The 23150-nt window shown below is 62.5% G+C and carries 46 protein-coding genes; 28 read left to right on the plus strand and 18 right to left on the minus strand.

What is annotated here, in order from left to right; genetic code table 11:
* The 16 genes from C8D77_RS01175 to C8D77_RS01245 form a co-directional block, all read right to left on the minus strand.
* On the minus strand, nucleotides 1-831 hold the full coding sequence (locus C8D77_RS01175) for an HNH endonuclease (protein WP_215732034.1): 831 nt from the start codon (nucleotides 829-831) through the stop codon (nucleotides 1-3).
* A complete protein-coding gene (locus C8D77_RS01180) occupies nucleotides 828-1454 on the minus strand; it encodes an HNH endonuclease (RefSeq protein WP_109658774.1) in 627 nt (208 codons plus the stop codon). The genes C8D77_RS01175 and C8D77_RS01180 overlap by 4 nt, the downstream gene beginning before the upstream one ends.
* Nucleotides 1451-1702 carry a hypothetical protein gene (locus C8D77_RS01185; protein WP_109658775.1) on the minus strand — a complete coding sequence of 84 codons (252 nt, stop codon included), beginning with the start codon at nucleotides 1700-1702 and terminating at the stop codon, nucleotides 1451-1453. The genes C8D77_RS01180 and C8D77_RS01185 overlap by 4 nt, the downstream gene beginning before the upstream one ends.
* The gene (locus C8D77_RS01190; protein ID WP_109658776.1) at nucleotides 1699-1890 is read right to left on the minus strand and encodes a hypothetical protein; all 192 of its coding nucleotides are present in this window, start codon (nucleotides 1888-1890) and stop codon (nucleotides 1699-1701) included. The genes C8D77_RS01185 and C8D77_RS01190 overlap by 4 nt, the downstream gene beginning before the upstream one ends.
* Nucleotides 1887-2366 (minus strand): hypothetical protein, encoded by a 480-nt coding sequence (locus C8D77_RS01195; protein ID WP_109658777.1) that lies wholly within the window; start codon nucleotides 2364-2366, stop codon nucleotides 1887-1889. Before C8D77_RS01195 ends, C8D77_RS01190 begins: the two co-directional genes overlap by 4 nt.
* Entirely contained in the window at nucleotides 2363-2617 is a 255-nt protein-coding gene (locus tag C8D77_RS37240; RefSeq protein WP_146211751.1) for a hypothetical protein, read from the minus strand. Before C8D77_RS37240 ends, C8D77_RS01195 begins: the two co-directional genes overlap by 4 nt.
* The gene (locus C8D77_RS01200) at nucleotides 2614-3378 is read right to left on the minus strand and encodes a winged helix family transcriptional regulator (RefSeq protein WP_109658778.1); all 765 of its coding nucleotides are present in this window, start codon (nucleotides 3376-3378) and stop codon (nucleotides 2614-2616) included. The genes C8D77_RS37240 and C8D77_RS01200 overlap by 4 nt, the downstream gene beginning before the upstream one ends.
* Entirely contained in the window at nucleotides 3333-3740 is a 408-nt protein-coding gene (locus tag C8D77_RS01205) for a helix-turn-helix domain-containing protein (protein ID WP_109658779.1), read from the minus strand. The genes C8D77_RS01200 and C8D77_RS01205 overlap by 46 nt, the downstream gene beginning before the upstream one ends.
* On the minus strand, nucleotides 3737-3958 hold the full coding sequence (locus C8D77_RS01210; RefSeq protein ID WP_109658780.1) for a hypothetical protein: 222 nt from the start codon (nucleotides 3956-3958) through the stop codon (nucleotides 3737-3739). Before C8D77_RS01210 ends, C8D77_RS01205 begins: the two co-directional genes overlap by 4 nt.
* The gene (locus C8D77_RS01215) at nucleotides 3958-4329 is read right to left on the minus strand and encodes a hypothetical protein (RefSeq protein ID WP_245951597.1); all 372 of its coding nucleotides are present in this window, start codon (nucleotides 4327-4329) and stop codon (nucleotides 3958-3960) included. Before C8D77_RS01215 ends, C8D77_RS01210 begins: the two co-directional genes overlap by 1 nt.
* Nucleotides 4326-4628, minus strand: coding sequence for a hypothetical protein (locus C8D77_RS01220; protein WP_109658781.1), 303 nt, complete (start codon nucleotides 4626-4628; stop codon nucleotides 4326-4328). The genes C8D77_RS01215 and C8D77_RS01220 overlap by 4 nt, the downstream gene beginning before the upstream one ends.
* A gap of 1 nt (nucleotide 4629) precedes the next feature.
* The gene (locus tag C8D77_RS01225) at nucleotides 4630-5253 is read right to left on the minus strand and encodes a hypothetical protein (protein WP_109658782.1); all 624 of its coding nucleotides are present in this window, start codon (nucleotides 5251-5253) and stop codon (nucleotides 4630-4632) included.
* Nucleotides 5250-5918, minus strand: a complete 669-nt coding sequence (locus C8D77_RS01230; RefSeq protein WP_109658783.1) for a hypothetical protein — start codon at nucleotides 5916-5918, stop codon at nucleotides 5250-5252. Before C8D77_RS01230 ends, C8D77_RS01225 begins: the two co-directional genes overlap by 4 nt.
* Nucleotides 5919-5980: 62 nt before the next feature.
* Nucleotides 5981-6481, minus strand: a complete 501-nt coding sequence (locus C8D77_RS01235) for a hypothetical protein (RefSeq protein WP_146211752.1) — start codon at nucleotides 6479-6481, stop codon at nucleotides 5981-5983.
* A 22-nt stretch (nucleotides 6482-6503) separates the two neighbouring features.
* Complete coding sequence (locus C8D77_RS01240) at nucleotides 6504-7112, minus strand: GcrA family cell cycle regulator (RefSeq protein ID WP_170136643.1); 609 nt, start codon at nucleotides 7110-7112, stop codon at nucleotides 6504-6506.
* Nucleotides 7109-7534, minus strand: a complete 426-nt coding sequence (locus C8D77_RS01245; RefSeq protein WP_146211753.1) for a hypothetical protein — start codon at nucleotides 7532-7534, stop codon at nucleotides 7109-7111. The genes C8D77_RS01240 and C8D77_RS01245 overlap by 4 nt, the downstream gene beginning before the upstream one ends.
* Here C8D77_RS01245 and C8D77_RS37245 point away from each other — a divergent pair.
* Nucleotides 7518-7976 carry a hypothetical protein gene (locus C8D77_RS37245; protein ID WP_146211754.1) on the plus strand — a complete coding sequence of 153 codons (459 nt, stop codon included), beginning with the start codon at nucleotides 7518-7520 and terminating at the stop codon, nucleotides 7974-7976. The two genes, C8D77_RS01245 and C8D77_RS37245, sit on opposite strands and share 17 nt — an antisense overlap.
* A gap of 2 nt (nucleotides 7977-7978) precedes the next feature.
* Here the strand turns inward: C8D77_RS37245 and C8D77_RS01255 are convergent, their stop codons facing one another.
* Together C8D77_RS01255 and C8D77_RS01260 are read right to left on the minus strand one after the other, a co-directional pair.
* A complete protein-coding gene (locus C8D77_RS01255; protein WP_109658788.1) occupies nucleotides 7979-8467 on the minus strand; it encodes a GIY-YIG nuclease family protein in 489 nt (162 codons plus the stop codon).
* A complete protein-coding gene (locus C8D77_RS01260) occupies nucleotides 8464-8709 on the minus strand; it encodes a hypothetical protein (RefSeq protein ID WP_109658789.1) in 246 nt (81 codons plus the stop codon). Before C8D77_RS01260 ends, C8D77_RS01255 begins: the two co-directional genes overlap by 4 nt.
* Before the next feature lie 136 nt (nucleotides 8710-8845).
* Between C8D77_RS01260 and C8D77_RS01265 the strand changes: the two genes are divergently transcribed.
* The 27 genes from C8D77_RS01265 (at nucleotide 8846) to C8D77_RS01380 (ending at nucleotide 23149) form a co-directional block, all read left to right on the plus strand.
* Complete coding sequence (locus tag C8D77_RS01265; RefSeq protein WP_146211755.1) at nucleotides 8846-9154, plus strand: hypothetical protein; 309 nt, start codon at nucleotides 8846-8848, stop codon at nucleotides 9152-9154.
* Nucleotides 9155-9597: 443 nt separating this feature from the next.
* Nucleotides 9598-9873, plus strand: a complete 276-nt coding sequence (locus C8D77_RS01270) for a hypothetical protein (RefSeq protein WP_109658791.1) — start codon at nucleotides 9598-9600, stop codon at nucleotides 9871-9873.
* Between the two features lie 339 nt (nucleotides 9874-10212).
* Nucleotides 10213-10572 (plus strand): hypothetical protein, encoded by a 360-nt coding sequence (locus C8D77_RS01275; RefSeq protein ID WP_109658792.1) that lies wholly within the window; start codon nucleotides 10213-10215, stop codon nucleotides 10570-10572.
* A gap of 257 nt (nucleotides 10573-10829) precedes the next feature.
* Complete coding sequence (locus C8D77_RS01280; protein ID WP_109658793.1) at nucleotides 10830-11015, plus strand: hypothetical protein; 186 nt, start codon at nucleotides 10830-10832, stop codon at nucleotides 11013-11015.
* Nucleotides 11015-11329 carry a hypothetical protein gene (locus C8D77_RS01285; protein ID WP_109658794.1) on the plus strand — a complete coding sequence of 105 codons (315 nt, stop codon included), beginning with the start codon at nucleotides 11015-11017 and terminating at the stop codon, nucleotides 11327-11329. The genes C8D77_RS01280 and C8D77_RS01285 overlap by 1 nt, the downstream gene beginning before the upstream one ends.
* Complete coding sequence (locus tag C8D77_RS01290) at nucleotides 11326-11508, plus strand: hypothetical protein (protein ID WP_109658795.1); 183 nt, start codon at nucleotides 11326-11328, stop codon at nucleotides 11506-11508. The genes C8D77_RS01285 and C8D77_RS01290 overlap by 4 nt, the downstream gene beginning before the upstream one ends.
* Nucleotides 11505-11642, plus strand: a complete 138-nt coding sequence (locus tag C8D77_RS37440; protein WP_170136644.1) for a hypothetical protein — start codon at nucleotides 11505-11507, stop codon at nucleotides 11640-11642. Before C8D77_RS01290 ends, C8D77_RS37440 begins: the two co-directional genes overlap by 4 nt.
* On the plus strand, nucleotides 11639-12028 hold the full coding sequence (locus tag C8D77_RS37445; RefSeq protein ID WP_170136645.1) for a hypothetical protein: 390 nt from the start codon (nucleotides 11639-11641) through the stop codon (nucleotides 12026-12028). Before C8D77_RS37440 ends, C8D77_RS37445 begins: the two co-directional genes overlap by 4 nt.
* Nucleotides 12025-12963 carry a YqaJ viral recombinase family nuclease gene (locus tag C8D77_RS01295; RefSeq protein WP_170136646.1) on the plus strand — a complete coding sequence of 313 codons (939 nt, stop codon included), beginning with the start codon at nucleotides 12025-12027 and terminating at the stop codon, nucleotides 12961-12963. Before C8D77_RS37445 ends, C8D77_RS01295 begins: the two co-directional genes overlap by 4 nt.
* Nucleotides 12950-13720, plus strand: coding sequence for a hypothetical protein (locus C8D77_RS01300; protein WP_109658797.1), 771 nt, complete (start codon nucleotides 12950-12952; stop codon nucleotides 13718-13720). Before C8D77_RS01295 ends, C8D77_RS01300 begins: the two co-directional genes overlap by 14 nt.
* Nucleotides 13721-13749: 29 nt before the next feature.
* Complete coding sequence (locus tag C8D77_RS01305; RefSeq protein ID WP_109658798.1) at nucleotides 13750-14937, plus strand: prolipoprotein diacylglyceryl transferase; 1188 nt, start codon at nucleotides 13750-13752, stop codon at nucleotides 14935-14937.
* A 3-nt stretch (nucleotides 14938-14940) separates the two neighbouring features.
* Entirely contained in the window at nucleotides 14941-15288 is a 348-nt protein-coding gene (locus C8D77_RS01310) for a hypothetical protein (protein WP_109658799.1), read from the plus strand.
* Nucleotides 15285-15629 (plus strand): hypothetical protein, encoded by a 345-nt coding sequence (locus C8D77_RS01315; protein WP_109658800.1) that lies wholly within the window; start codon nucleotides 15285-15287, stop codon nucleotides 15627-15629. Before C8D77_RS01310 ends, C8D77_RS01315 begins: the two co-directional genes overlap by 4 nt.
* Nucleotides 15629-16051 (plus strand): hypothetical protein, encoded by a 423-nt coding sequence (locus tag C8D77_RS01320; protein WP_109658801.1) that lies wholly within the window; start codon nucleotides 15629-15631, stop codon nucleotides 16049-16051. Before C8D77_RS01315 ends, C8D77_RS01320 begins: the two co-directional genes overlap by 1 nt.
* Nucleotides 16052-16070: 19 nt before the next feature.
* Entirely contained in the window at nucleotides 16071-16301 is a 231-nt protein-coding gene (locus C8D77_RS01325) for an acyl carrier protein (RefSeq protein WP_109658802.1), read from the plus strand.
* Complete coding sequence (locus C8D77_RS01330) at nucleotides 16301-16561, plus strand: hypothetical protein (RefSeq protein WP_109658803.1); 261 nt, start codon at nucleotides 16301-16303, stop codon at nucleotides 16559-16561. The genes C8D77_RS01325 and C8D77_RS01330 overlap by 1 nt, the downstream gene beginning before the upstream one ends.
* Nucleotides 16558-17349, plus strand: a complete 792-nt coding sequence (locus C8D77_RS01335) for a 3'-5' exonuclease (protein WP_109658804.1) — start codon at nucleotides 16558-16560, stop codon at nucleotides 17347-17349. Before C8D77_RS01330 ends, C8D77_RS01335 begins: the two co-directional genes overlap by 4 nt.
* Nucleotides 17349-17741, plus strand: coding sequence for a hypothetical protein (locus tag C8D77_RS01340; protein WP_109658805.1), 393 nt, complete (start codon nucleotides 17349-17351; stop codon nucleotides 17739-17741). The genes C8D77_RS01335 and C8D77_RS01340 overlap by 1 nt, the downstream gene beginning before the upstream one ends.
* 2 nt (nucleotides 17742-17743) lie before the next feature.
* Nucleotides 17744-17962, plus strand: a complete 219-nt coding sequence (locus C8D77_RS01345) for an HTH domain-containing protein (protein ID WP_215732035.1) — start codon at nucleotides 17744-17746, stop codon at nucleotides 17960-17962.
* Complete coding sequence (locus C8D77_RS01350) at nucleotides 17955-19082, plus strand: ATP-dependent DNA helicase (RefSeq protein WP_109658806.1); 1128 nt, start codon at nucleotides 17955-17957, stop codon at nucleotides 19080-19082. Before C8D77_RS01345 ends, C8D77_RS01350 begins: the two co-directional genes overlap by 8 nt.
* Nucleotides 19082-19663, plus strand: coding sequence for a J domain-containing protein (locus C8D77_RS01355; protein WP_109658807.1), 582 nt, complete (start codon nucleotides 19082-19084; stop codon nucleotides 19661-19663). The genes C8D77_RS01350 and C8D77_RS01355 overlap by 1 nt, the downstream gene beginning before the upstream one ends.
* Nucleotides 19663-20175, plus strand: a complete 513-nt coding sequence (ssb, locus tag C8D77_RS01360) for a single-stranded DNA-binding protein (protein ID WP_109658808.1) — start codon at nucleotides 19663-19665, stop codon at nucleotides 20173-20175. Before C8D77_RS01355 ends, ssb begins: the two co-directional genes overlap by 1 nt.
* Nucleotides 20172-22175, plus strand: coding sequence for a DEAD/DEAH box helicase (locus tag C8D77_RS01365; protein WP_170136647.1), 2004 nt, complete (start codon nucleotides 20172-20174; stop codon nucleotides 22173-22175). Before ssb ends, C8D77_RS01365 begins: the two co-directional genes overlap by 4 nt.
* Nucleotides 22172-22303, plus strand: coding sequence for a hypothetical protein (locus tag C8D77_RS38785; protein ID WP_281277002.1), 132 nt, complete (start codon nucleotides 22172-22174; stop codon nucleotides 22301-22303). The genes C8D77_RS01365 and C8D77_RS38785 overlap by 4 nt, the downstream gene beginning before the upstream one ends.
* Nucleotides 22300-22482, plus strand: a complete 183-nt coding sequence (locus C8D77_RS01370; RefSeq protein ID WP_109658810.1) for a hypothetical protein — start codon at nucleotides 22300-22302, stop codon at nucleotides 22480-22482. The genes C8D77_RS38785 and C8D77_RS01370 overlap by 4 nt, the downstream gene beginning before the upstream one ends.
* Nucleotides 22479-22700: a hypothetical protein gene (locus C8D77_RS01375; protein ID WP_109658811.1), complete on the plus strand. Its 222-nt coding sequence runs from the start codon at nucleotides 22479-22481 to the stop codon at nucleotides 22698-22700. The genes C8D77_RS01370 and C8D77_RS01375 overlap by 4 nt, the downstream gene beginning before the upstream one ends.
* Entirely contained in the window at nucleotides 22697-23149 is a 453-nt protein-coding gene (locus C8D77_RS01380) for a hypothetical protein (RefSeq protein ID WP_109658812.1), read from the plus strand. The genes C8D77_RS01375 and C8D77_RS01380 overlap by 4 nt, the downstream gene beginning before the upstream one ends.
* Nucleotide 23150: the final 1 nt, after the last annotated feature.

Genomic DNA, 23150 nt, shown 5'->3' on the forward strand with positions numbered 1-23150 from the left:
TCATGTCGGTGTCCTTTCTGTTTTGCGGTTGCGGCGCGCCGCGACGGCGTGCTCAAGCTTCGCCACCGCCATGATGGTGGGCTTCAACTCGGCCGGGGCGCGGTCATAGTCGCGGTTGGATTTGCCGTTCAGGCGAGGGAGAAGGCCGATCGGAACCGGCTCCCAATTCGACGGGTCGGTGTTCAACCTCTCGCCAAGGCACTTCAGCACCATGCCGTCCGGCACCGGGCCGTTGGCCTGCTCCCAAAGCCAGCGATGCTTGTGGACACGCCACGTCGATGCGCCAGTCCAAGGGTTGCGTCGGTCGGTGACGATCCAGATATAGCCGTCATCACCAAGCGATTCGTGGCCAGGGCCACGCCGGTTGTGAGGCTTCAACCCCTTTTTGAATTGGGTCACCGCACTATTCGGGTTGAACGGCAGCTTCTTGCCTTTGCTCCACGGTGCGACGCCTTTGTCGAACTGGCCGGTCCTGCCTGTCTTCCATCCCTCACGCTTGCGCAGAGCATGCAGCTTCGAAGGCGTCACATCGTGCCGGCCGAACGCCACCTGGAAGGCGCGGCACCACTCGTTGATTTCCATCGTGGAGTTGTCGCGCAGCCATCCGATCTCGGCGGCTGTATATTTCAGGCGACGGCCCTTGGTCCGGCCCTTTGTCGGACCGACCTTCCAGCCTAGCCGCTTGCGGAGGCCGTGAAGGTTTATTTGCAACACATCTGGCCGGCCGAACTCGGCTTGGAAGGCGCGATGATAGTCGCTGATCACCATCATCCGGTTGGCTTCAAGCCATGCCATCTCGGCGGCGGTGTAGGAGATGCGGACGCCCCTCATGGTGCGCGCTCCCGAGCGGCATGCTCCAGCTCGGCGATCGCAAGGATCGTGGGCTTGAGGGCGGATGGTGCGTGGTCATATCCGCGACCGTAGCGACCGCCGAGGCGCGGGAGCAGCGCGCGCGGTATCGCTCGCCAGTTCGACGGCTCCGTGTTGAGGCGATTGCCGTCCAGAGATTTGAGAACCGAGCCTTCTGGCAGCGAACCGTTCAACTCTTCCCAACGGAGGATGTGCACCAGCCGCCAGCGCGATTGCAGTGGCATGCCGTCATGAATCTTGCGCTCGAGGTATCCATCCTTGTTGAAGCGCTCGGTCCCGATCGGCTTGTATTTGGCGGCCGCCGCGCCGGTCATGCTTCCCTTTTTGAACTGCGTCTCAACTGCTCTGCCACGCGCGGGGTGAGGTTTCCCCTTGTTGAACGGGACCGATCCCTTTTCGAAGCCGCCAGTGCGCCCGGTGTTCCATTTCCTGCGTGAGCAAAGAGCCTTGATGTCTTCAAGTCTGATGTCGGCGCGTCCGAACTGAGCGACAAAAGCGGCGTGCAGCGCGCGACGGCTCATCGCCTGCCGCCACTCGATGAACGAAAGCTCCTCGTCGCTATATCGGATCTGCCGGCCTTTCATTTGCCCTCGATCTCCTTCGGCGCGGAGAGCATCGGGAGATCCTTGCGGAAGCGGTCGCCGTGGTTCGCCACCAGCGTTGCCGCCTGGATACCGAGGCGGGCGTTATCGACGATCATGTCGGCGACTTTGACCATGGCATCGGTGCGTTGGACCTCCGCTTCCAGCTGCTCCTTGGAGAGACCTTCTGCGGACAATCGCTCGATCTGCGCGAAGAGATGGTCGTTGAGGTCGGTGATGCGGTTCTTCATGTTTGAAATCTCCTGTCGGCTGTGGGATTTCGCCATTCCGTCGCACTCTCGACGTCGCGCATCGCTGCGAGATCGAGCGCGCCGGCCATGTCGTCAGCGGTGCGGCGGAGGAGTTCGGCGGCCCAGTCCGAGGTGCTGTCGATGAGCTCCTCGAGCTGGCGGCTGGCGGTGGAGAGTGAGCCCGTCATTTGCCGCCACCCATGCCGGCGGCGTTGAGGCGATAGATTTCGACGGCCGCGGCGAGCTGCTTGCCTAGATCCTTGATCGCCTTAGCGGCGGGATCGCCGGTTAGCACCAGGCCGGCGTTGACTATCACATCATTGAGTGTGAAGGCCTGCTCAATTGTGGACTGGCCCGCTTTGACGGCGACGATCGAGAAGCCGCGTTCTTCGACGCGGACCTCGCGCATGGTATCGGGCTGCGCGTAGACCTGGTTGGCAACGATGGTTGGTGACGTCGGCGCCGCAACCGGGGCGGGCTCGCCGGTCTGCACAAGCTGGACGCCGGCGTCGGACAGGATGCGCATGAGATGGTCGGCGCGGCGGCGAACCTCTTCGGCGGCGGCATCGTCGACGCCGGCTAGATCGGACCACAATGGCCGAATCAATCCGTAGCGCTCACGGCGCATGCACTCGGCCAGGATGTCTCTGATGGCGCGCGTCATGGCCGCCCCCGTGGAACCGACCGCCAGTGCTCGACCACGGTCTCATCCCGGTCCTGGCGGCCTTGCTTCGACCATGGGTGACGGCTGGTCCAGCCGCAGGGGCAGACCGCGAGGGCTTCACCAGTTTTCGGGTCGGTCTGCATCGAGACGACATGCGCCGCGAAGAGCGGCTCGCACCGCTCACAGAACGGGATACCGCGTTCGTCGTTGAAGCGGCGGCCGTCGCATACGACGCAATCGGGGAGGCTCATCGCGGCACCCTCACGCGGTGCCGGAACACCGGCTCGAAGCCCTTCGGTTCGAACTGATAGCCGCGACCCCAGACGGTGCGGACGACATCGAGGCCATCATTCATCTCGAGCAGCTTGTGGCGGAGCTTGCAGACGAAGACGTCGATGATCTTCTGCTCCGGCTCGTCCTCACCGCCGTAAATGTGATCCATCAGGTCGGCTTTGGAAAACACCTTGCCGGGGTCGAGTGCCAGCGTGGTGAGCAGCTTCGCCTCCGCCGGTGCCAGCCGGCTCTTCCTGTCGCCGGCTTCGACAAGGCCGGTGTCGGCGTCATAGATGCAGCCCGGCATCTTGATGAAGAGGTGGTCGTTGTAGGTGCCGCGCCGCACCAGCGCCTTCAGGCGCGCGATGAACTCGTCGCTATGGATCGGCGCGGGCTGGACATCATCGGCGCCGCAGCGGAGGATCGTTGAGGCGGCGAGGGAGGTGCACTCATCGGCGTCGAGCAGGACGAACAGGATGTTTTTCACGTCGGCGCGACGGAAGTCGCGGCAGGCCATTGCGGCGAAGCCGCTGTTCGCCGCCCTGATGACGCCGACCGCCTCGGGGTCACGGAAGAGCGCGCTGCACAAATCCTGCGGGAGTGGCTCGCCAGCGCTCTCGAAGCCGGCGTCCTCGGCCGCGGCGCGCAGCGCGCTCTCGATCTCGCGGGATGGGGCGGAGACGACGACACGCATCAGGCCGCCCTCGCATTGAGCAACGCCCGCGCCTTCGCGCGGCATGCTTCATCCATCTCGAAGCCGAAGGCGTAGACCGTCGTGAAGTTCAATCCGTGCGGCCGAAGCTTCTTGCGGATCCGCTTGATGTGGGACCGAATCGATTCTCCGATGTCGCTGATCGTATCAAGCTGGTCGAAGGTGTAGATCGCGGCCTGGATTTGGCCGTAGGTACCGACGCCGCAGTGGACGAGCAGGGCGAAGATCAGCGACTCCGCTTCGGTGAGATCGAAAGCCAACCGGGCGGTCTGGGCGATATCCAGACCACTGAGCTTGGCGATCGTCGCTTTCAGCTGGCGGTTTTCCTCCTCCAGGATCTCGATGCGATCGCGGAGGCCGTGGTTCCCGAAGACCTCGTGCCTGCTCATGCGAATTCCTCCGGCCGGCGCAGGACAACAACGGTCTTGGCGGCGATACGACGGACGAACCGGCCGGCGATCAGCTGGTTCAGGCAGACGTTGTAGGTGTTGTGATCAAGCCCGAGATCGGCCAGCACCTCGACGCGACGTAGCGCAACGGGCTGGCCTACTGGCCCGAGGCCTGTGAAGTAAGAGAGGAGTTCGATGGCGCGCGCGGCGGTGCTCATCAGAATCCCCGGTCTGGTACGTAGAGGCAGAACGAATGCGGCGACGACATATCGCCGGCCGGCTTGCACTCGTGGTAGAATTCATCCTTGGATCGGTGGATCCGGTGATCGCCGTAAGGGATCAGTTCGCCGGTCGAAAGCTTGTAGCCGGCCGGTGTCTCCTTCACGTCATTGGCCGGCGCCTGTTGGCAATCCATTCCGGAGCAGCATGCCGCATCGTATTGCCAGCCCGTTGGCGCGTCATGTGCGCGGGCACCACCGCACATCACGAAGATGATGAACGCGACCGAGGCAACCAGCACCGCGATCGCCATGGCCAGGCTGAGCGAATGGTTGCCGCGCATCCGGCCGTTGGCTGGGCGCGCGCTCATGCTGGCACCCGATCGACCGGCGCATGCTGCTGGCGGAAGACGTCGAGCCGCTTCGGATCGAGTGGTAGGAAGGAGCGGGCGTCGAAGACCGGCTCAAATGGCCCGGTCGGGCTCGGCAGTTCCGAGTTGTGGATCTCGTCGAAGAGGAGGAATAAGTACGACTGCAGGAACACCCTCGACCGGATTCGGTAGACTTGCCCTTTGCGGGGTAGCGTCACCCCGTCCGGGTTTTGCCCAGGCATGTTGTACTGCCAATTCCCATCGACGCAGGCGACGAGTTGCCCGAGGTGGTAGTCCATCTCAGAACCTTTCCGGTACGGGTGCGGGTTGATATCGGCGGCTGAGTTCTTCGGCCTCGCGCTTGCGGCGCTCTGAGGCCACCCACAAATCGTCAACAGGTTGAGCGATTGCCGGCGCTGCGTAGAGGCAGGTGGCGTACCAGCCGGCCACGGCATCGGACCTGTCGAAGGAGAGGTCTTCGGCGTCGTGCGGTATCCAGCCGAGCGCGAGACACTTTTGAAGGATCTGTGGTTTCGCGATCTCGCCCTTGAGGTTCCCGCGTCCGATGAACTTGGATCGGATTGTCGAGATCGGCATTTCAACCGGCCGATAGATGCGGTGGTGGCCGGCCATCGCGAATAGACAGGCGATCACGCCGTACTTCAGATGGCTGGTAGCGGCGTTCGTCTGGCGCTTGAGATGCGAATCCGGAACGGGCTGCTCGACGGCGAAGACATCGACGGGATGCTGCGCGATGAACTCCTGAAGCCAGCGCTGGGCACCGCAATAGATCATCTGGTGCGACGCCACCTTCGCTTTTTTGGCGAAGAAGTCGCTTCCCGATATCGGGATGCTACCAACAGGGCCGTAGCACCAACCGAAGCGGGAGCCGCCGTCGACGAAGAGGACGCGGGGCGGGCTCATGCGCGGGCCTCGGCCCTTGGGCGCTGAGCCGGCGACACAATGGGGGAGGAAGCCTTCTCCAGCGACCAGCCGCGCGACAGCCGCTGGTGCACTATCTTGTAGGTGAGGCCTTTGCGCTCACAATATTCAGCTAGCGAGACGCGCTCGCCGTCGAGATCAACCTCGACCGTCGTGCGCCGATTCCTGGCCTGCTCTACATCTAAAGCCCAATGGCAGTTACCGGGTTCATAGTTGCCGTCTTTGTCCTTGCGCTCGATCGAGTGCTCCGGTGTCGGCTTCGGCCCCATGTCTTCTACGAAGCATTGGAAGCCAGGCTTGCCGTCGGCGCCATTCAGCCAGCGGTCGCAGACTGTGATGCCGCGCCCTCCATACCGATTGTAGCGCTGAGCATTTGGATTGAAGCAGCGCTGCTGGATACCGCTCCACGTCCCGGCTAGCGGATGTGTCCCGCCGGTGTTCAGCCCGTGAGTGGTGTTGCCGCGACCCTTCCGTTGGTTGCATCCGCATGAAATAGCGATGCCCTTGCGGAGCCCTTCGCCGCTGACCTGGCATTCTGCCCCGCATGCGCAGATACAATTCCAACGAAGATGCTTGTTGACCATGCTCGCCGGGCCAAGCACGCGAAGCTGGCCGAACTGCTGACCTGATAAGTCGATGCGCTTCATCTGATCTGAACCACAAGGTGAGCCGGCCGCAATGGCGGCCACAGGTCTTTACGATTGGAAATTCAGTGCTGCGCCTTGGCTGCAGCGTCCCATTCTTCTTGGCTGACGGAGCCCTTAACGGCGTCGACAACAGCGGTTGTCGTCTCGTCCTGGTCATCGTCGCTCTCTTCGCGGCTGACGGCCGCCGCACCCAGCCCAAAACTGGCAAAGTTGCTTCCCAGCGCCGTGCGAATGTCCGTAGCAAAGTCGCGATCATCCGATTCCAGACCGTCGACCTTGCCGTCGGCGCGCTCGATCATGGCTTCGGCTTTGCGCTTCAGCTTCTGGGCATCGACGATCGCCCGGATGACGCCCTTGTTGACGCCATGCTTTTTGGCGTCGCCGAGGATCTCTTTCTGGTCGGCGTCGGTCGCCTTCTGGATCGCCCGCTTCTTCACCTTGAACTCGGCGTCGAGAACGCGGAGCTTCTCCTCGCGCTCCTGTTCGAGGCGGTCGAACTCCTCGACGAAGGAACCCGCCTCGGATGGGGATGCGCGGTTCGGGCGCTCATGCACTTTCGTCATGCCGGTTTCCTTCTGGCTGGGGTCAGGCGTCCCTGGGGACGCTCAAACGATGGATGGGTGGTGCGGAGGCGAGGCGGGCGTGATACCGGCAGTAGGGTCCGGTCTCGGCGGCATCGTTCCCACAGAACCCGAAGTCCTCGGCCTGGGGGTCGCCGTTCGGCCATTTGCAGGTTTGTTCCGTCAGCTCGGTGAGCGCGAGCTTGCGCGATACCGGCACGATCGACAGATCGATAGCTGAGCGACGCGGCTCACCGGTGAGGAGGTGGGCGGGGAGACCGGGCGACTTCGCGCGCTGTTCCGCGCGAGCCTTGAAATCCGATGCCGGCGGATTGTTGGCGCCGCGCCATGAACTGGTCTGCTGGACGAGCTTGGAGGCGCGGACCGGCTTGGCCTTTGCTACCTTTGGTGCGGGGTCCGCGTCGGCCTTGCGCCGACCGGTCATACCCTTGCGTGGCTGGCCGTTGCCGAGAGAGAGCTTTTTACGATGGACGCGGCCTATTACCGCCGACCGGCTGGCATTCAGGAATTTCTTGGCGATCGCCGAGGCGGTGAGACCTTCCTCGCAATAGCCGACGAGCAGGCGGTCGAGTTCAACCCGTGGGATCGTCGTCCAGTCTGGAAGGATCGTCACCGGGCGACTCCGCCATCGGCTTTGATTCCGGCGCGATCCAGTGCGCCAGCGAGTCGCCCCAATTCGCGACGTTCTTCGCCATCCAGAGCCGCGTCCTCAGCGGCAATAAGCGCTGCCAGACGGTTAGCCGTGGCGGCGAGTTCGAGCCTTGCACGTCGTGCCTCCTCCAGCGCCTCGATCTCGAGCAGCGCCTTCATCTCGTACCATTCGACGCGGCGAGCGTCATCGTTGTAGATCGCCCGGACACGACGAGGTGTCACCTTGCGGGCAAATGTCGTCGGGACGCGCTTGCACAGCTCCGAGTAGATCTTGCCGTACTGCAGCCGAGCCGGGGTCTTCGGGAGCAGCAGCTCGCCGACGGCGCGGATGACATCGCGTGGTGCCCGGTCGTCGGGAGAAAAGGCGATGGCTACTCTAGACATTCCGCCACCGCCCACCGTCGGCCCGCTGTGGGCCTTGGTAAGATTTTCCAAGCTCGCGCTCGAAGTTTCCAAGTCCGCGTTTCGCATGGCTGCTATCTCCATTTCCAGCGACGGAACACGGAGATGCGAGCAATGCCCGGGCGGAGACAAAAAAGCGGTGGCCCATGCCAAACAGGACAGACAGGGCCACCAAGCCGGCGTGGGTTGGGGTGCGCCGGCAATCGCGCGACAGGGCGACACGCGAAATCAAATCAAGGGCGGCTCCGGCGAAAGCGCGGAGCCGCAAGCTTATCGGGGTAGGAAAATGGACCTGGAGACGGTCATCAAAGAGCTGCAGAAGCGGGTCGCCCATCTCGAGACGGAGATCGAGACCGAGCAGCTGCTCAAAGCTCTGCGGCCCGGCCTGCTGGCGCGACTGGCGGAGGTCTTTGGGCTGCGCTGACATCACCGGGTGACCTGCCGCTTAACCAGGCTGTCAAACGGCACGGCGCCTTCGGAAAGCTTGCTGATCTTCGTCGCTGTATCGAGCGACGCTCCAGTCTCGCCGGCTTCCAACATGGAGATGAATGAGGTGTTGACGCATAGCAGCCCGGCAAGCTCCTGCTGTTTCATACCTGCGCGCTTGCGCCATGCGGCTAAGGGCGAATCGGTATCCAGGACTGCGAACCGCCTACCTCGATGGGCAGGCACTACATGCTGCGAGACGAACGACAGGAGTTCTTCGGTTGCGACGAACCATTCTCCGCGCGCTCTGGTCGATTGGAACTTCTGGTGAATGTCCAGTTCATCCGCCTTGGTGCCCGGCCAGTAGCCAAGCAGGTCGCACGGGAAGGGCGTGTCGGCCGCGATCTTGTTCAGGCGTCGTTCCGGATTTTCGGAATAGCCGAGCTTGACGTGACCTGCGCATTCGATGGCGTAGATGTGTCCGGTCATTCGGTGGTGACCTCCACCACGGGGCGCGAGATACCTTCAGGCCATTCCGCGCCGACAGGCCAGTTCGTCGAGAACCACCAGACCGCGGCGTTGTAGCGTTCGGTGGTGAGATCGCCTCCGGCGCGGAGCGCGTCGATCTTCTTGCCATCGTTGAAGACCCGGCTGCTCACAGTTTTATCCTCGACGCCAGTTGCGGCGCGGTAGGCATCGACGATGGAGAGCAGGTGCTTAATTTCGAACATGCAATATGGATCGGTTAAAAAACCGGCATTGTCAATGGTTATCTTACCGAATGCAAAAGCGAGGCTGCTCGGTCAAAATACCGGCATGCTAAAAGACATACTCGCAAGGATAGATCGGAGGTTGCAGGAACTCGGCTTGAACGAGTCCCAGGCTGCGAAGATGGCTGGGCTCGGCGTCGACGGTATCCGCAATACCCGCCGCAGAATCGGGAGTGGCAAGGAGGATGCCGGGGTGTCCAGCACCACACTGGCAAAGCTGGCGCCGGTGCTGCAGACCACAGCGGGTTGGCTTATCGACGGTTCTGGCCCCGAGCAGATGCCGAACGAAAAGCTCAGGATGGTGCTGATCGAGGCATCTGCGTTCCCGACCGAGATCCAGGAGCGCATAGTGGATTTCGCAAACTTCCAGATGAGTAATCAGCAGCGGCGAGAAACCGCTGCGTAGTGCAGTTCGTGGCTGATCTGGACAGCCCACTCTCCACCGTGAAGAGCATGCATTGAAGCAGCAAGAGCTGCGGCATCTCGCTTTACCGCCGCGTGCGGATCGATAGGAGCTGGCTCTGCTGAAATCGGCACGACTGCAGCCGCAACAAACATTCCTGAAAGCACTGCACGTCTGCTCGGCTCGAAAGCCTTCTCTGCCGTTGCCACTTTCTCTCCCTAGCCCCTTTCTTGTTCTTGTTTGTTGCCAGCACCCCACAATGCTTTGTGTAGTGTCCCGTTTTAGGACGAATGTACGAATAGAACCATTTGGCTGCTCTTAACAGGAAATATCCAACTGTAATAATCCGCCTGTGAATAGCGGGGACAAGTAGTACCAGTTTTGCCCTTTTCTGGGTCAATTCTGGAACCATTTCGGCGCAAGGTGCCATCGGCCATAAAGTGGGCATGTCCGATCCCGAGCCGCCCAGCTTCCACATCCGCTTCTTCCCTGGCTTGAAAGAGAAGCTCGAGGGCGTGCGCGGCTCGCGGAGCCTGAACAGGGAGATCAACGAGAGACTGCAGCGATCGTTCGAGGCCGACGTGCTGGCGAAGCTGGCCGAAACGATTCGGCCGATCTTGGGCCAGATGAGCGAGGCAGAACGATCCGATCTCACGGAGGCGATCACCTCGGTCGTGCGAGACCTCGCGAAAACCCCACGCAAGCGCCAACCGCGGAAGTAATTCCAGCTCTACCTTTTCGACCTTCCGAGATTGAAAACAGCCGTATTGACAAGCGCCGAGCGGGCGGTCTACCCGCCCGCGCTCTCACGCGCTCGGTTGGAGATTATATCTAAACCTTAGACGTAGAACTCTACGATTCACCGTTTCCGTGTCCCGCAGCGATTCAGTGTGATTGCTGGTGCAATCACTGTGTCGGCGCTCTACGATTCAAGGTTATCAATTCCGCGCGAGGCTGCGTTCCGAGCGATGACGGATTAAAAGAAATCCGGTCAAATTACCGAAATAGGCTTGACGGTCGGTTATTTTACCGCATAGGTTTCGGCAAAGGGAGACATCCTGATGCCAGCGCCCAAGCACACACCGGCCCCATGGAATTCGTTCAACAGCCTCGGCGAGCTTGGCGTGCGCACCTTCGGCGCCGGCAACACCATCGTCGCTTCAAAGCCTACCGGTTTCGCCAGTGACCCCGATAGCTTCCGCGTCCCTGACGTCGCCGAAGCGAAGGCCAACTTCCGGCTGATCGACGCCGCGCCGGAGATGCTGGCGGCCCTGCATGTAGCGTCCGACGCGCTCGCCGGCACCTTGAAGGCTCGCGGCTATGTGCCCGGTTCGAGCATCGATGGCTGGGCTCCCGAGGTTCAGGTCGAACTGCGTTCGCTGGTGGCCGTCCGCGCAGCCATCTCCAAGGCCTGGGGCTGACCGATGGCAACCGTCTTCCTCGATAGCCCAACGAACAGCACGCTGTTCACCACCTGTTGCGAAGTCGCAATTTGTGACGATCAGCAGGTCTGTCCGCGTTGCCGGCAGGCCGTGGTGCCTGGGACGCGAACGGCCAGATGGGAGGCCGCATACGGCCCTGTCCGGCGCGGGCATGGTGGTTACGGCAACTGGTATCCAAACCACGGGGAGGGGCGCGGCCATTACGAGCGCACCCACGCTGGCAAGGTGGCCGTGAAATGAACACGCCATCCCTCGTCCCCACTCTCGACGACCTCCGCAGTGAACTCTCCCGCGCCGAACGCGACCTCGTCTGCGCCGACATGATCGACGACTTCAAGCGGCGGCAGGCCGAGATGGGAACCGCGCAGCGGCGCGTCGACGACCTCAAGGCCCAGATCGCTCGTTTGGAGGAATCGTTCTGATGACTGACATCAAGGACACCCCGGAGAACATGCTTCGCGCCTGGGCTGACGCCGGTGTGATCTCGTCGGCGAGGTTCGTCGAGGAAATGGAGCGGCGCAACGGCCGCACCACGATGACGGCCCCACCGCTCGACTACGCGCTCGATGACGAGCTCGCGATCTCATTCCTTCACCACGACGATTTCCCGGGCCTTGATCTGTCGGACTTCGATGACGACACGATCGGCCCGTTGCTGCTGCCACCACCGGTGAAGTGGATTGCCCTGATCGCGGCGACGCTGATCATCGTTGCGGTCTGGATGGTGCTGCCATGAGCACGCCACGTCTCACCGCCGAGCAGCTGCAGGCGCTCGCCGTCGACTCGTTCGACGTCATGAACTGGGCCCGACGCATGGGCCTGAAGCGCGAGGCCCAGATCGCCGAACTGGTGAAGACCTTCGAGGTCCAGCTCGGCTACCGCGAGGCGGTGAAGCCTGCGGAGGCCGCAGAATGATCGCCATCCTCGGCCTCGGCGCCGTCACCGCCGCGTTCCTCGCTCTGGCCGTCACGCTCGGTCATTGGCGTCCGGCGCCCGTGCGCTCCGGGTTCGAGGTCCGTTACGAGCACCGGCCCAGGAGGTCAAGATGATGCCCGGCCCGCAAGCCTGCCGCGAATGTGGCTGCACCCAGGACCGCGCCTGCGTCACCGACGGCGTCGCCTGCCATTGGGTCCAGCCCGACCTCTGTTCCGCATGCGCCGATCAGCCGACGGCGGACGAGGTCAAGAAGGCCGCCCTGTTCTTCGACATCCTGCAGGACGCCCGCAACGCCGGCAAAGGCTGGTGGGCAAGCAGCCAGTATCGCCAGATCGAGTTGTCGATCGAGCAGGACAGGAAGATCGTAGTTCTCAGAACCGCGCTGCTGGCCGCCTCCAACGCCCTGCGCTCCTACCAGTACGGCAACGGCGCCACAGATCTGGCAAAGTCTATCGCCGATTCCTGCGACGCAGCTCTCAAGGCGGCGATGGCGCCGTGACCATCCAAATCATCAGACCCGCCGACAGGACAGCCTGGCTTGCCGCCCGGCAGCAGGATGTCACCGCCTCCGTCGCGGCCGCCGTCCTCGGCGCACACCCCTACACAACCCCATACTCGCTCTGGGCGGAAAAGACCGGCCGCCTTCCCCCCGACGACGAAGAAACCGAGGCGATGGAACGCGGCAACCTGATGGAGCCCGTTGTTGTCGTCATGATCCGGAAGCGGTTCCCAGAGTGGGAGGTCACCTATGAGAACGACCGCGCCTATTTCCGCGATCCCGCCCGTCGCATCGGCGCCACCCCCGATGCCTTTGTCGACAGGCCCGATCGCGCCGGGACCGGCAACTGCCAGATCAAGTCCGCCTCGGAAGACGCCTTCAAGGAATTCTGGCTCGACGCCGATACCGGTGAGGTCGTGCCGCCTACCTGGATTGCAATTCAAGCAATTTGCGAAGCCCAGCTGACCGGCTGCGCATGGGCATGCGTCGCCCTCGTCGTGATCACCTGGCGTGGCACCTTCCAGCTGCACATCATCGATATCCCGATCCATCTCCGGCTTTGGAACCGCCTCATTACCAAGGTCGACGAGTTCTGGACGATGGTGGCAAGCGGCGAGGAGCCTTCCCCGGACTGGCAGCGCGATGGTGAAGTCGTGATGGACGTCTACCGCGACAGCATGCCGGAGAAGCGCGATCTCACCGCGAGCACCGAGCTTGACGCGCTGGTCCATCAATTTGACCGCGCCCGAGTTGAAGCCGCCGGCGCGAAGGCCGTTGTCGACCAACTGCGTCCCCACATCATTCACGCCCTCGGCAACGCCGAGATCGGCCTGACCGCCAACTGGGAGGTTTCCGCGCGGACCACATTCCGGTCGGGATCGCAATCGCGCGTGCTGCGCGTCAAACCACGGAGAGATCTCGATGCAAGTTTCTGACGCCCCACCAATCGTTGGCCCCGGCCACAATCTGGCGACAACAGCCGACATCCTTCGCGACCGCTTCAAGCCGGTGCTTGATGAGGTCGAGGATCTCGCGAAGCGCGCCACTGCCGCCAAGAATGCGCTGACCGACGGGACGATCGCCAACGACAACGAGCGTGATGGCCTCATCGCCTTGGGCATCGAGGCGCGGAAGCTTGCGAAGCGGCTCGGCGAAACCAAGCTGGCGACGACGAAGCCGTTGCGCGATGAAGTCACCGAAACAAACCGGTTCTTCGATACCGTCACGATGCGGCCGGAGACCATCCAGAGCGCCTTCGAGACGATCGTCGGCAAGTACAACGACAAGAAGCGCGAGGAGGCGAGGATCGCGGCCGCCGAGGTCGCACGCCTCGCCCAGGAAGAGGCGAAACGCAAGCTCGAGGAGGCCGCCGCATCAAGCCATAGCGTGCTCGGCGACGTCCTCATGCAGGAAGCTGCCGACGCGGAGAACCGCGCCGCCGTCCTCGTCAACGAGGCGATCACGGCAGGCAGCGGTCCGACGCGCACCTCTGCCGGAACGGTATCGGCAACGGCCAAATGGAAGCACCGCATCACCGACGCCTCGAAGATCCCGCTCGAAAAGCTGCGGCCTTACATGTCGCTCGACGACCTCGACAAGTTCCTCCGGGCGTTCGTGGCGAAGAACAAGAACACCGTGGCGTTGCCCGGCGTCGAAATCTTCGAAGACACCAAGACCTCATTCCGCGGCTGACCGCCGGCGGCAAACAGGAGACCGACACGATGAACACCCAATCGAAAGCCGTCGAGACCGTCGACCGCAGCACCGGCGAACTCACCCCGCTGCCACCAGGCATGGGGGGCAACCAGAGCCTCGCCGTCCAACTCGCGATGGCGGAGCTCAACCAGGACGTCATCACGGCGAGGGCGTTCCCGCGCTCCGTCGCCAACGTCATGCGCAACATCACCGAGCTCGTCATGCTCGACGAGCAGACCGCCAAGGAATGCGTCTACGCGGTGCCGCGTGACGGCAAGACGATCCGTGGACCCTCAATCCGCCTCGCCGAGATCATCGCGTCACAATGGGGGAACTGCCACTGCGCCTCCCGCGTCGTCCACGTCGACAAGATCGAGAAGTATGTCGAATCCGAAGGCATCTTCCATGATCTCGAAACCGGGCTGAAGCGGACGGCGAGAACACGCAAGAACATCTCGAAGCGCGATGGCGGTCTATACTCCCAGGACATGATCATGACGGCGGGCAACGCGGCGGCCTCGATCGGCATGCGCGAAGCCATCCTGAAAGGTGTTCCGAAAGCGGTCTGGCGGCAGGCGTTCGAGCATGCCGAAAAAGTCATCCGTGGCGACGTTACCACGCTGCTGGAGCGCCGCGAGGAAGCGATGAAGGCGCTCGCCGGCATCGGTGTCGCCCCGGAGCGTGTCTTCGCCGCGGTCGGCGTCGCCGGCCTCGAAGAGATCGGCCTCGATGAACTCGCCGATCTCTACGCGATGTACCAGGGTGTCAAAAGCAAGGAGACCGACGTCGATGAGGTCTTCCCGGCCGTGAAGAAGAACGGTGACCAACCCGCCGGTCTGAGGGGCAAGCTTGACCAGCTCGCCGGCGATGCCACCGACAAGAAACCCACCGCCGACAAAGCGGCCCTGAAATCGGATGCCGCTCCCCCGGCGGGCTCCGAGCAATCCGGCGGCAAGGCCACCCCCAAGGCCGCCGCCGGAACCCAGCCGTCGTCCGGCACCTCCCAAGCCCAATCCCAGCCGGACGACGGCGATCCCATCGCGAAGGCGACCCGCATGGGTCGCGCCGCCTACCGCCGCAACATGTCGAAGAAGGCGATCCCGGTCGACTTCAAGGCGGAAGGCAGGGAGGCCGAAAGGCAGGCCTGGCTCGACGGCTTCGTCGCCGAGGAAGACGCCGAGGCGCCGGAGTCCGGCTCGGTCGAGGAGGATTAATCCATGTGGTTGCTTCGCAAAACCAAACGGCAGGACGATCTCACCGAGGCCGACCTGAAGCCCGACACGCTGACCGGCTCGCTTCTCGACCGCAGCGCGAACTCGGTCACCAACATGCTAGATCGCTTCAGGGCCGACGAGGTCGCGTTGGAACGCGAGATCGCCGAGCTGACCGAACGGTTGCGGCAGACCCGCGTTGCGCTTACCGCGTTCGAATCTGCCGGCGCCATCATTGAGGGAGGCAAGGATGTCGCCGCATCACCGCCGGCCAAGATCGGGCGGTTGGTGCCGCGCGCTGCCCCAGCCGTTGAGAAGCCCATCGTCCACGTCCATACGGACATCCGGGCATGAGCGTCGAGATCCACGCCGCGGATGTCGCTAAATTCGCGAACGGCCGCAAGGTCGTCACGGTGACGCGACCCGGCACCCGGAAGGTGCCGAGCAAGGTCGGCGATCCCGTCGATCAGCGGTTCAATGTCGGCGACGTCATGCTCGTCGATGCCGCCGGCAAGGCCATAGTAGGGCCGCTCAACTTTGCTGGCGCCACCGATATCGCCCGGGCCGTCATTGAGGGTGATCCCCATGCGGTGACTGACAGCCACTCGCTGCGCGCGCTGGCGACCGCCGTGATCGGGTTTGCGGCGCAAGTTGTGGCGCCGGAGCCCATATCAACCACAGAGAAGACAGTTTGATGGGAAAGTTTCGTAAAGGCGATGTCGTCACCATCGAAGGCACAATCGACAGCGGCTTCGAGCATGAAGGCAAGATCAAGGTTCGCATCGGGTCATTCAGCGATGCCTTCGCGAGCGTGTCTGACATCAAGATGGTCCGTCCGATCATCGAAGTCGGCGACCGTGTGGCCTACCCCGCCGATGGGTACAATGCCGGCGAAGTGGGCGAAGTGCTGGCGATCATCGACGGCTATTGCTGGGTGAAGCTCGCAACCGAATATGGCAGCGGCCGCGTCAGTTGGCCCGTCGCCTGCGTCAATCGCGTCGATCCGCCCGATCCAGCATCCGTCGAACCTCCGGCACCTGCCGTCGCCGACGAAATGGAAATCCCAGCGGCGCCCGAGCCGGTGACTGTGGATGACACCGACCCGCTCCCATTCTGAAACCCCGAGGAACCGACCAATGACCATCGCAGACCGCGTGAAGAAGATCATCGCCAATCATCTCTGTGTCGAAGCCGACAAGGTGATTGATCAGGCAAGCTGGGATGACCTCGGCGCCGATAGCCTCGACACAGTCGAACTGATGCTCGCATGGGAAGAGGAGTTCGATATTCAGATCCGCGATGAGGACGCCGAGAAGTTTCTGACCGTCGGCGACGCCATTACCTACGTCGAGAAGGCGATCGGGTGATGACCGGCGAAGCGCTTCAGATCATCGGCGAGATCGGCCACGTCAGGTTGGAGCCGGGCGATGTTCTGATCGTCACATGCCCGCATGCGATCACCCGCGAGGCGCATGCCCGAATTCAGCAGACCGTTGCGAGCATCTTCGCCGGCCACAAAGTCATCGTGGTCGACAGCGGCGTGAGGATCGAGGTCGCCCGCGAGGCGCCGCCGCAGAAGACGACCGAAGAAACCGACTACGACATGGACAGGTATAGCGCGCGATGACCGCTCCGCTCACCCTCATCCGCGTCGTCGACACGGAGACTACGGGTCTCACCGATCCGAAGGAGCTCGTCGAGATCGGCTGGACCGACGTCCGATTCTTTCCCACCGGCTGGGCGATCGAGAGCGGACCGCATTCCCGCCTCGTCAACCCGGGGATACCGATCACGCCCGGCGCGCGTGCGGCGCACCACATCACCGACGAAGAAGCCGCCAGCGGTATGCCTCCGGATCACGCTCGCGCGCTGATCTCTCCCGGTCCGGACTACATCTGCTGTCACAACCTGTCCTATGACGCGCCGCTATTGAAGACCGGGAAGCCGGGCATCTGCACGTTCAAATGCGCGAAGGAAACCTATCCGAACCTCGAAAGCCACAAGAACGGCGCGATCTGGTACGCGCTCGGGCTTGGCGGCGGCGCCAAGCAGATGGAGCCCGTGCACCGCGCCGGCCCCGACAGTTGGACGACAGCGCACATCCTTCTCGATCTTCTCCGGGTGCTGGCCGTAGAGACGATGGTCGAGATCTCGGCGAACCCGCTCCGGCTGCTGAAGATGTCCTTCGGCAAGCATGCCGGTCTGTCGTTCGGCGAACTGCCGACCGACTACTTGGATTGGGTCCTGCATAAATCGGACATGCGGAATGACCCCGACAAAGCCGACGTCGTCCACACCGCGCGTCTCGAATGGGTGAAGCGGACCTCCGATCCCCAACCGCAGCCGCAAGCCCGGCCGCAGGTCGAAGTCGTCGATCCGGATGCGTGGCGCAAAGACATAGGGAAGGCGTTCTGATGGAAACCGAGACTGAAACCGTCCAACCGATCGATGACAGCTTCGAATGGGCGATCGTCGAAATCTTCGGTCACCGCAAGCACGCTGGCCGGATGCGCGAGGAGGAGCGTTTCGGCGCCAAGATGTGCCGGATCGATGTTCCGACGCTCGTCTCCGACCCGATCGAGGAAGGCAAACCGACGTCATGGTCGGTCACCGGATGGGTTAGCCATTGTTACGGCGGCCCGGCGATCTTCTCGATCACGTTGACGGACGTGGAAACCGTCATGCGCATCAACCGGCCCTACCAGTCGGCCTCGCGTTATATCGCGCCGCCCGACCGATACGATGGTGATGCCGCCGAGGATGTCTCCGTACTGGATGACACAGACGACGGCGAGCCGAGGTGGTGACGATGGCCTACCACCGCGCAACCAAGGCAAGCGAGGTTCTCGCCATGCTCGGCGACCACGAGGTCACAACGGCGCCCAAGCTGGCCGCTCACCTGAAGGTCAGCGAACGGACCATCCATCGCTACATCAAGGATCTCCGCGCTGGTGGCGCACCGATCCGAGGAGAGGCCGGTACGGGCTTCCAGCTTCGCCGCAAGCCGGAAGGCGACACCCATGGCTGACGCACCGATCTGGTCGCCACAGCAAGATGGTGCGCTGAAGGCTGTCGCCGCCTGGTACGGCAGCGGCTTGGCGCGGCGACAGGTCTTCCGCGTCTTCGGCTACGCCGGCACCGGCAAGACGACGCTGGCCCGCCACTTCGCCGATGCCCTGAAAGGCGGCGTCATGTACATGGCCTACACCGGCAAGGCGGCGATGGTGATGCGCAAGAACGGCTGCCGCAACGCCATGACGATCCACGCCTCGATCTACGACGTCGATTTCAATCACCAGACCGGCGTCAAGAAATTCGTGGTCAAGGATGTCGACGAGCTCGCCGATGTCGCCCTTTTCGTAGTCGACGAGTGTTCGATGGTCGACGAGGAGATCGGCAAGGATCTCTTGTCGTTTGGAGTTCCTGTGCTTGTTCTCGGCGATCCGGCGCAGCTTCCGCCAGTAAAGGGCGGCGGCTTCTTCACCAATGCGGATCCCGACATCATGCTGACCGAGATCCATCGGCAGGCCGCCGAGAATCCTATCGTCGCGATGGCGACGACCATCCGAGAGGGCGGTCGGCTCGAATACGGCAGCTATGGCGTCAGCGAGGTGATCCGACGCTCCGCGCTCAACCAGGACCACGTCATGAACGCCGGCCAGGTCCTCGTCGGCTTGAACAAGACGAGGTCGACCTACAACACGAGGATGCGCGAGATCCTCGGCCGCGCCAGCAAGATGCCGGAGCCCGGCGATCAGCTGGTCTGCCTGAAGAACGACCGCAACAAGGGCATCTTCAACGGCGGCCTCTGGCGCGTCGTCGAGTTGCTGAAGCGCCGCAAGGGCCACCTCAACGACCACTGCATCAGGATGCATGTCAGCTCGCTCGATTTCGATTCGACGGAGCCGGTCGAGATCAAGGTGCGCAAGGAATTCTTCGAGGGCGCCGGTAACGAGATTCCCTGGAAAGAACTGAACGGCACTCAGCAGTTCGACTACGGCTACGCGCTGACCGTGCACAAGGCCCAGGGCTCCCAGTGGGAGACCGTCTGCCTCTTCGATGAAAGCGCCAATTTTCAATCCGACCGCGCCCGCTGGCTTTACACCGGCCTGACCCGTGCGGCCGAGAAGATCACGGTGGTGATGTGATGGATGCCCAAGCCTTCCCGCTGACCTGGCCCGACACGATGCCGAGGACGCCAAACAAGGTGGCATCGAAGTTCAAGACCGAACTGTCCGCAGCGCTGAAGAACGTGCGTTCCTCGCTCGGGCTGTTCTCCGGCGACAGCGGAAAGAAGGTCGACAACCTTGTGATTTCATCGAACGTCACGCTTGGCGTCGAACGTCCAGCCGATCCCGGCGTCGCCGTCTGGTTCGTCTGGGATGGTATGCAGGTCTGCATCGCCGTCGACCGCTACGCCAAGGTCGAGGACAACCTGCAGGCGATCCACCACATCGTCGAGGCTCGCCGTACCGAGATGCGTCACGGCGGGCTGCACATCGTGCGCGCCACGTTCCGGGGCTTCACCGCGTTGCCGGCGCCGAAGCGGCGATCGTGGCGCGAGATATTCAAGGTCGACGGCACCTTGCCGACCACAGCGGCAGGCCTCGAAAGCCGATATCGCTCCCTCGCGAAGGAGCGTCACCCCGACAGCCCGGGCGGGTCGCACGACGCGATGACCGAACTCAACCAAGCAAAATCAGAAGCTCTCAAGGAGATAGGTGCGTAATGGCCGGTTCACTAAACAAAGTCCTTCTCATCGGCCACCTTGGCGCCGACCCAGAGATCCGCCGGCTCAACTCCGGTGAGCCCGTCGTCAACATCCGGATCGCCACCTCAGAGTCCTGGCGGGACAAGAATTCCGGCGAACGCAAAGAGAAAACTGAATGGCATAACGTGGTGATATTCAACGACAACATCGCCAAGGTCGCCGAGCAATATCTCAAGAAGGGCATGAAGGTCTACGTCGAGGGCCAGCTGCAAACCCGCAAGTGGCAGGATCAATCCGGGACGGATCGCTACACCACCGAAATCGTCCTGCAGAAGTTTCGCGGTGAGCTCCAGATGCTGGAGACCAAGAACGGCGGCGACGATCCCAGTGACGATCGCGGCGGCCGTCAGGAAAGCCGATCGAGCGGTGGCAATCGTGGGAGCGACTTCGGCGGCGGCGGACAGGGTGCCGGTCGCCGTTCCAACAGCGAATTAGACGACGACATACCTTTCGCTCCGGAATGGCGATGATGGTCGAGTTATTCGACTATCAACGAAAGGCACTTCAGGAGGTCAACGCCTCGCTGGATGAGCACAGGCGCGTCGTGCTCCAGATGCCGACTGGCTCCGGGAAAACCGTAACTGCGGCCGAGTTTGTGCGGCGCGAGGCCCAGAAGCACGTCGTTTGGTTTATTTGCCATCGACGCGAGATCATCCGACAGGCTTCGCGCGCGTTCTCAGAACTCGGTATCCGTCACGGCATCATCGCCCCTGATGCTGAGAAGATGAGGCTTGGCTTTGCGTTTGATCCCACGGCCAGGGTCAAGATCGCTTCAATCCAGACGCTTGCCAACCGCGTCGATGAGTTCGACCCGCCTGCGGTCGTCGTTTGGGACGAATGCCACCATATCGCAGCCGATAGTTGGGCGCGCCTTTTGGCGCGGTTCCCGGAGGCCAAGCACGTAGGGCTGACCGCTACACCCGAACGCTTGGACGGCAAGGGTTTGGTGACTTGGTTCCCGGAAATGGTACTTGGCCCCTCGATCCGGCAGCTGATCGATAAGGGGCGCTTAGCACCTTACCGCATGTTCGCGCCGACGGAACCGGATATGAGATCGGCGCGGATCAAGCTTGGCGACTACCTTCAGGCCGACACTGAACGGATCATGAGCGCGCCCGTGATTATCGGCGATGCTGTCGAGCACTACAAGCGCGCGATCCCGGCAAGCCGCGCACTCGTCTTTGCCACGTCAGTAGCGGCCAGTCTGGCGGTTGTAGAACAATTCGGAGCAGAAGGCATTGCGGCGCAGCATGTCGACGGCACCACGCCCGATGAAGTTCGCGACGAGGCGATCTCGAATCTCGTCGCCGGAAAGATCAAAATCCTATCGAGCTATGGTGTCTTCACCGAAGGCGTCGACGTGCCAGAGGTTGACGCCGTCATCCTGCTGCGCCCTACCAAATCACTCCAACTTTATCTTCAGATGATCGGTCGCGGGCTGCGATACGTGCCAGGCAAGGTTCTAACGATCATGGACCATGCCGGGCTCTACCACGAGCACGGCTTGCCTGACGCTGATTGGCAATGGTCGCTTGAAGGAGGTGCGCGCAACAGGCGCGTGGAGGCGTTCCGCGCCGGAGCTGAGCGGCTACGAAAATGCCCTAACTGCAAGCATGTTCACGTCCCCGCCGCGACATGCGCACAGTGCGGATTCGATTATCCGACCGGGCGATACGCTGAGCAATTTGACGGCATATTGATCGAGGTCGGCGCTATTCCACCGGGTTGCGAAACATTTTCCGCCTTTGCGAGGCATGCAGGCATCTCTCGAACTGGCTTGCGGAGATTGATTGCGAAAGGTCTGCCCGTTGTCGACGGCAGGTATGTCGCAACCGCCGATGGTGAGGGTTGGCTTGCGTCGAATTATAGCGCTCGCAAATACCAAGCCGTTCCGGAGCCGATTATCGGTCATATCAGCCTTGCGGAGTTCGGACGGCGGTTTTCGATTTCCGGCACGGCTGTCAGGGGGTTGGCAAAGAGAGGCTTACCCCTCGACCGGGACGGGATGGTGATCATCGACGATGCCGCTCGTTGGCTGAAAGAGAACTGGAATTCGATCAAACGCGCTCCTGTCGATGCGGATAGAGCCGAAGTGCTCAATAAGACAGATTTTGCCAGACTCGCAGGGATTTCGAAGACTCTCCTCTACCGCAGCATCTCGGCCGGCATGCCGACTACTTCCAACGGCTGGATACGGGTCCAAGACGGCCTCGATTGGCTGAAGGTGGAGAACAGAAAGTACCTTCCTCCCCGTGTGCGGAATCCCGCCGAGTTTGAAACGAGAACAAATTTTGCCAAACGCATTGGCGTGTCCCAGCCCATGCCTGCGTATTGGGCGAAGAGAGGCCTGCCTTGCGCGCCAAACGGATGGGTCCACATCCAGCGCGGCCTCGAATGGGTCCGCGACAACACCGAATTGGTTGTTCCTGTTGAAGCTTGGCCTCCGATACATCAAGAGGCTGCTGAATGAAGCCTCAGATCATCGCCGCCGCTATCACCATGATCGCGCTCGCCGCATGCGCGACGGCGCCCGACATGTCGCGGCGCGAGGCCAGCAACATCACCAATCTCGCCATCGTCATGGGGCCCCACCCATGAGCAAGCGCAAGACCGACTTCCGATCGCTGAAGGCCCGCCGCGACATCGCCATGGCCCGTCCGGAGCTTCGCGGTACCGAAGCGACAGTCGTCATCGTCGATGACTTCGCCATCCAGGAAGCCATCAAGGCGGGTCGCTATAGGAAGCTGCCGCCAAAGAAGCGATGGCGCTACCAATGAGCGCCGCCGCCGTCATCGCCCGCCTCCGCGCCGGCCAGAAACTGCACATGCAGATTGTCGACGGCCGCCGGCAGTGGTGGTTCGACGAGCCGTTCCAGGATGTCCCCGACGCCGTGGTGCAGGCGATCCGAGCGAGCGGTGAGGCCAAGATAGGCGAACTCGGCGACAGCCTTTTCGGGCTGCCGGAGAATTCTCAAACCTGGGAGCGCTCATCGTGACCCCGCAAATCGTGCACCGCTACGCCTGGCCGATCCGTGATGCGATTGAGCACCTCCTCGGCGAAGCCGCCGGCGATTGCGAGGCCTGGCGCATCCGGATCGAGGGCGAGGAGCTCGTCATCGACGTTGTTGCGCCGGCCGCGCGCGAGGTTGTGGCGGCTCCCTCGATCGAGACCCCAGCGGAACCGCAGCCGGAAGAGCCCGCGAAGCCGGAACGCAAAGGCGGCAAACTCGCCCAGACCGCCGGCATCATCTGTGCCGAACGTGGCTTCTGGAAGTTCCTGGCGGAGAAGTATGACGCGAGAATCGAGACTGCCGACGCCGCCGCGGAATGGCTTCGCGCGCAATGTGGTGTCGCCAGCCGCGCCGATCTCGATCATGAGCCCCTGAAGGCGGAAACCTTCCGGGACGTCGAGAAGGCCTATCGTTTCTGGCTTGACGGATACTGAG

The sequence above is a fragment of the Mesorhizobium loti genome (assembly GCF_003148495.1).
Classification (GTDB): Bacteria; Pseudomonadota; Alphaproteobacteria; order Rhizobiales; family Rhizobiaceae; genus Mesorhizobium; species Mesorhizobium loti.

Excerpts from the sequence above, each read along its gene's own strand:
- C8D77_RS01225 (WP_109658782.1), bottom strand. The coding sequence starts at position 5,253 with ATGAGCCCGCCCCGCGTCCTCTTCGTCGACGGCGGCTCCCGCTTCGGT.
- C8D77_RS01345 (WP_215732035.1), top strand. The coding sequence starts at position 17,744 with ATGGCCTACCACCGCGCAACCAAGGCAAGCGAGGTTCTCGCCATGCTC.
- C8D77_RS01310 (WP_109658799.1), top strand. The coding sequence starts at position 14,941 with ATGTGGTTGCTTCGCAAAACCAAACGGCAGGACGATCTCACCGAGGCC.
- C8D77_RS01330 (WP_109658803.1), top strand. The coding sequence starts at position 16,301 with ATGACCGGCGAAGCGCTTCAGATCATCGGCGAGATCGGCCACGTCAGG.
- C8D77_RS01210 (WP_109658780.1), bottom strand. The coding sequence starts at position 3,958 with ATGAGCACCGCCGCGCGCGCCATCGAACTCCTCTCTTACTTCACAGGC.
- C8D77_RS37440 (WP_170136644.1), top strand. The coding sequence starts at position 11,505 with ATGATCGCCATCCTCGGCCTCGGCGCCGTCACCGCCGCGTTCCTCGCT.
- C8D77_RS01215 (WP_245951597.1), bottom strand. The coding sequence starts at position 4,329 with ATGAGCGCGCGCCCAGCCAACGGCCGGATGCGCGGCAACCATTCGCTC.
- C8D77_RS01220 (WP_109658781.1), bottom strand. The coding sequence starts at position 4,628 with ATGGACTACCACCTCGGGCAACTCGTCGCCTGCGTCGATGGGAATTGG.
- C8D77_RS01180 (WP_109658774.1), bottom strand. The coding sequence starts at position 1,454 with ATGAAAGGCCGGCAGATCCGATATAGCGACGAGGAGCTTTCGTTCATC.
- C8D77_RS01355 (WP_109658807.1), top strand. The coding sequence starts at position 19,082 with ATGGATGCCCAAGCCTTCCCGCTGACCTGGCCCGACACGATGCCGAGG.
- C8D77_RS01340 (WP_109658805.1), top strand. The coding sequence starts at position 17,349 with ATGGAAACCGAGACTGAAACCGTCCAACCGATCGATGACAGCTTCGAA.
- C8D77_RS01370 (WP_109658810.1), top strand. The coding sequence starts at position 22,300 with ATGAGCAAGCGCAAGACCGACTTCCGATCGCTGAAGGCCCGCCGCGAC.
- C8D77_RS01300 (WP_109658797.1), top strand. The coding sequence starts at position 12,950 with ATGCAAGTTTCTGACGCCCCACCAATCGTTGGCCCCGGCCACAATCTG.
- C8D77_RS01320 (WP_109658801.1), top strand. The coding sequence starts at position 15,629 with ATGGGAAAGTTTCGTAAAGGCGATGTCGTCACCATCGAAGGCACAATC.
- C8D77_RS01325 (WP_109658802.1), top strand. The coding sequence starts at position 16,071 with ATGACCATCGCAGACCGCGTGAAGAAGATCATCGCCAATCATCTCTGT.
- C8D77_RS01205 (WP_109658779.1), bottom strand. The coding sequence starts at position 3,740 with ATGAGCAGGCACGAGGTCTTCGGGAACCACGGCCTCCGCGATCGCATC.
- C8D77_RS38785 (WP_281277002.1), top strand. The coding sequence starts at position 22,172 with ATGAAGCCTCAGATCATCGCCGCCGCTATCACCATGATCGCGCTCGCC.
- C8D77_RS37245 (WP_146211754.1), top strand. The coding sequence starts at position 7,518 with ATGGCTACTCTAGACATTCCGCCACCGCCCACCGTCGGCCCGCTGTGG.
- C8D77_RS01290 (WP_109658795.1), top strand. The coding sequence starts at position 11,326 with ATGAGCACGCCACGTCTCACCGCCGAGCAGCTGCAGGCGCTCGCCGTC.
- C8D77_RS01270 (WP_109658791.1), top strand. The coding sequence starts at position 9,598 with ATGTCCGATCCCGAGCCGCCCAGCTTCCACATCCGCTTCTTCCCTGGC.
- C8D77_RS37445 (WP_170136645.1), top strand. The coding sequence starts at position 11,639 with ATGATGCCCGGCCCGCAAGCCTGCCGCGAATGTGGCTGCACCCAGGAC.
- C8D77_RS01255 (WP_109658788.1), bottom strand. The coding sequence starts at position 8,467 with ATGACCGGACACATCTACGCCATCGAATGCGCAGGTCACGTCAAGCTC.
- C8D77_RS01185 (WP_109658775.1), bottom strand. The coding sequence starts at position 1,702 with ATGAAGAACCGCATCACCGACCTCAACGACCATCTCTTCGCGCAGATC.
- C8D77_RS37240 (WP_146211751.1), bottom strand. The coding sequence starts at position 2,617 with ATGAGCCTCCCCGATTGCGTCGTATGCGACGGCCGCCGCTTCAACGAC.
- C8D77_RS01245 (WP_146211753.1), bottom strand. The coding sequence starts at position 7,534 with ATGTCTAGAGTAGCCATCGCCTTTTCTCCCGACGACCGGGCACCACGC.
- ssb (WP_109658808.1), top strand. The coding sequence starts at position 19,663 with ATGGCCGGTTCACTAAACAAAGTCCTTCTCATCGGCCACCTTGGCGCC.
- C8D77_RS01285 (WP_109658794.1), top strand. The coding sequence starts at position 11,015 with ATGACTGACATCAAGGACACCCCGGAGAACATGCTTCGCGCCTGGGCT.
- C8D77_RS01195 (WP_109658777.1), bottom strand. The coding sequence starts at position 2,366 with ATGACGCGCGCCATCAGAGACATCCTGGCCGAGTGCATGCGCCGTGAG.
- C8D77_RS01375 (WP_109658811.1), top strand. The coding sequence starts at position 22,479 with ATGAGCGCCGCCGCCGTCATCGCCCGCCTCCGCGCCGGCCAGAAACTG.
- C8D77_RS01315 (WP_109658800.1), top strand. The coding sequence starts at position 15,285 with ATGAGCGTCGAGATCCACGCCGCGGATGTCGCTAAATTCGCGAACGGC.
- C8D77_RS01280 (WP_109658793.1), top strand. The coding sequence starts at position 10,830 with ATGAACACGCCATCCCTCGTCCCCACTCTCGACGACCTCCGCAGTGAA.
- C8D77_RS01275 (WP_109658792.1), top strand. The coding sequence starts at position 10,213 with ATGCCAGCGCCCAAGCACACACCGGCCCCATGGAATTCGTTCAACAGC.
- C8D77_RS01260 (WP_109658789.1), bottom strand. The coding sequence starts at position 8,709 with ATGTTCGAAATTAAGCACCTGCTCTCCATCGTCGATGCCTACCGCGCC.
- C8D77_RS01365 (WP_170136647.1), top strand. The coding sequence starts at position 20,172 with ATGATGGTCGAGTTATTCGACTATCAACGAAAGGCACTTCAGGAGGTC.
- C8D77_RS01235 (WP_146211752.1), bottom strand. The coding sequence starts at position 6,481 with ATGACGAAAGTGCATGAGCGCCCGAACCGCGCATCCCCATCCGAGGCG.
- C8D77_RS01335 (WP_109658804.1), top strand. The coding sequence starts at position 16,558 with ATGACCGCTCCGCTCACCCTCATCCGCGTCGTCGACACGGAGACTACG.
- C8D77_RS01190 (WP_109658776.1), bottom strand. The coding sequence starts at position 1,890 with ATGACGGGCTCACTCTCCACCGCCAGCCGCCAGCTCGAGGAGCTCATC.
- C8D77_RS01230 (WP_109658783.1), bottom strand. The coding sequence starts at position 5,918 with ATGAAGCGCATCGACTTATCAGGTCAGCAGTTCGGCCAGCTTCGCGTG.
- C8D77_RS01305 (WP_109658798.1), top strand. The coding sequence starts at position 13,750 with ATGAACACCCAATCGAAAGCCGTCGAGACCGTCGACCGCAGCACCGGC.
- C8D77_RS01350 (WP_109658806.1), top strand. The coding sequence starts at position 17,955 with ATGGCTGACGCACCGATCTGGTCGCCACAGCAAGATGGTGCGCTGAAG.
- C8D77_RS01175 (WP_215732034.1), bottom strand. The coding sequence starts at position 831 with ATGAGGGGCGTCCGCATCTCCTACACCGCCGCCGAGATGGCATGGCTT.
- C8D77_RS01200 (WP_109658778.1), bottom strand. The coding sequence starts at position 3,378 with ATGCCGCGCGAAGGCGCGGGCGTTGCTCAATGCGAGGGCGGCCTGATG.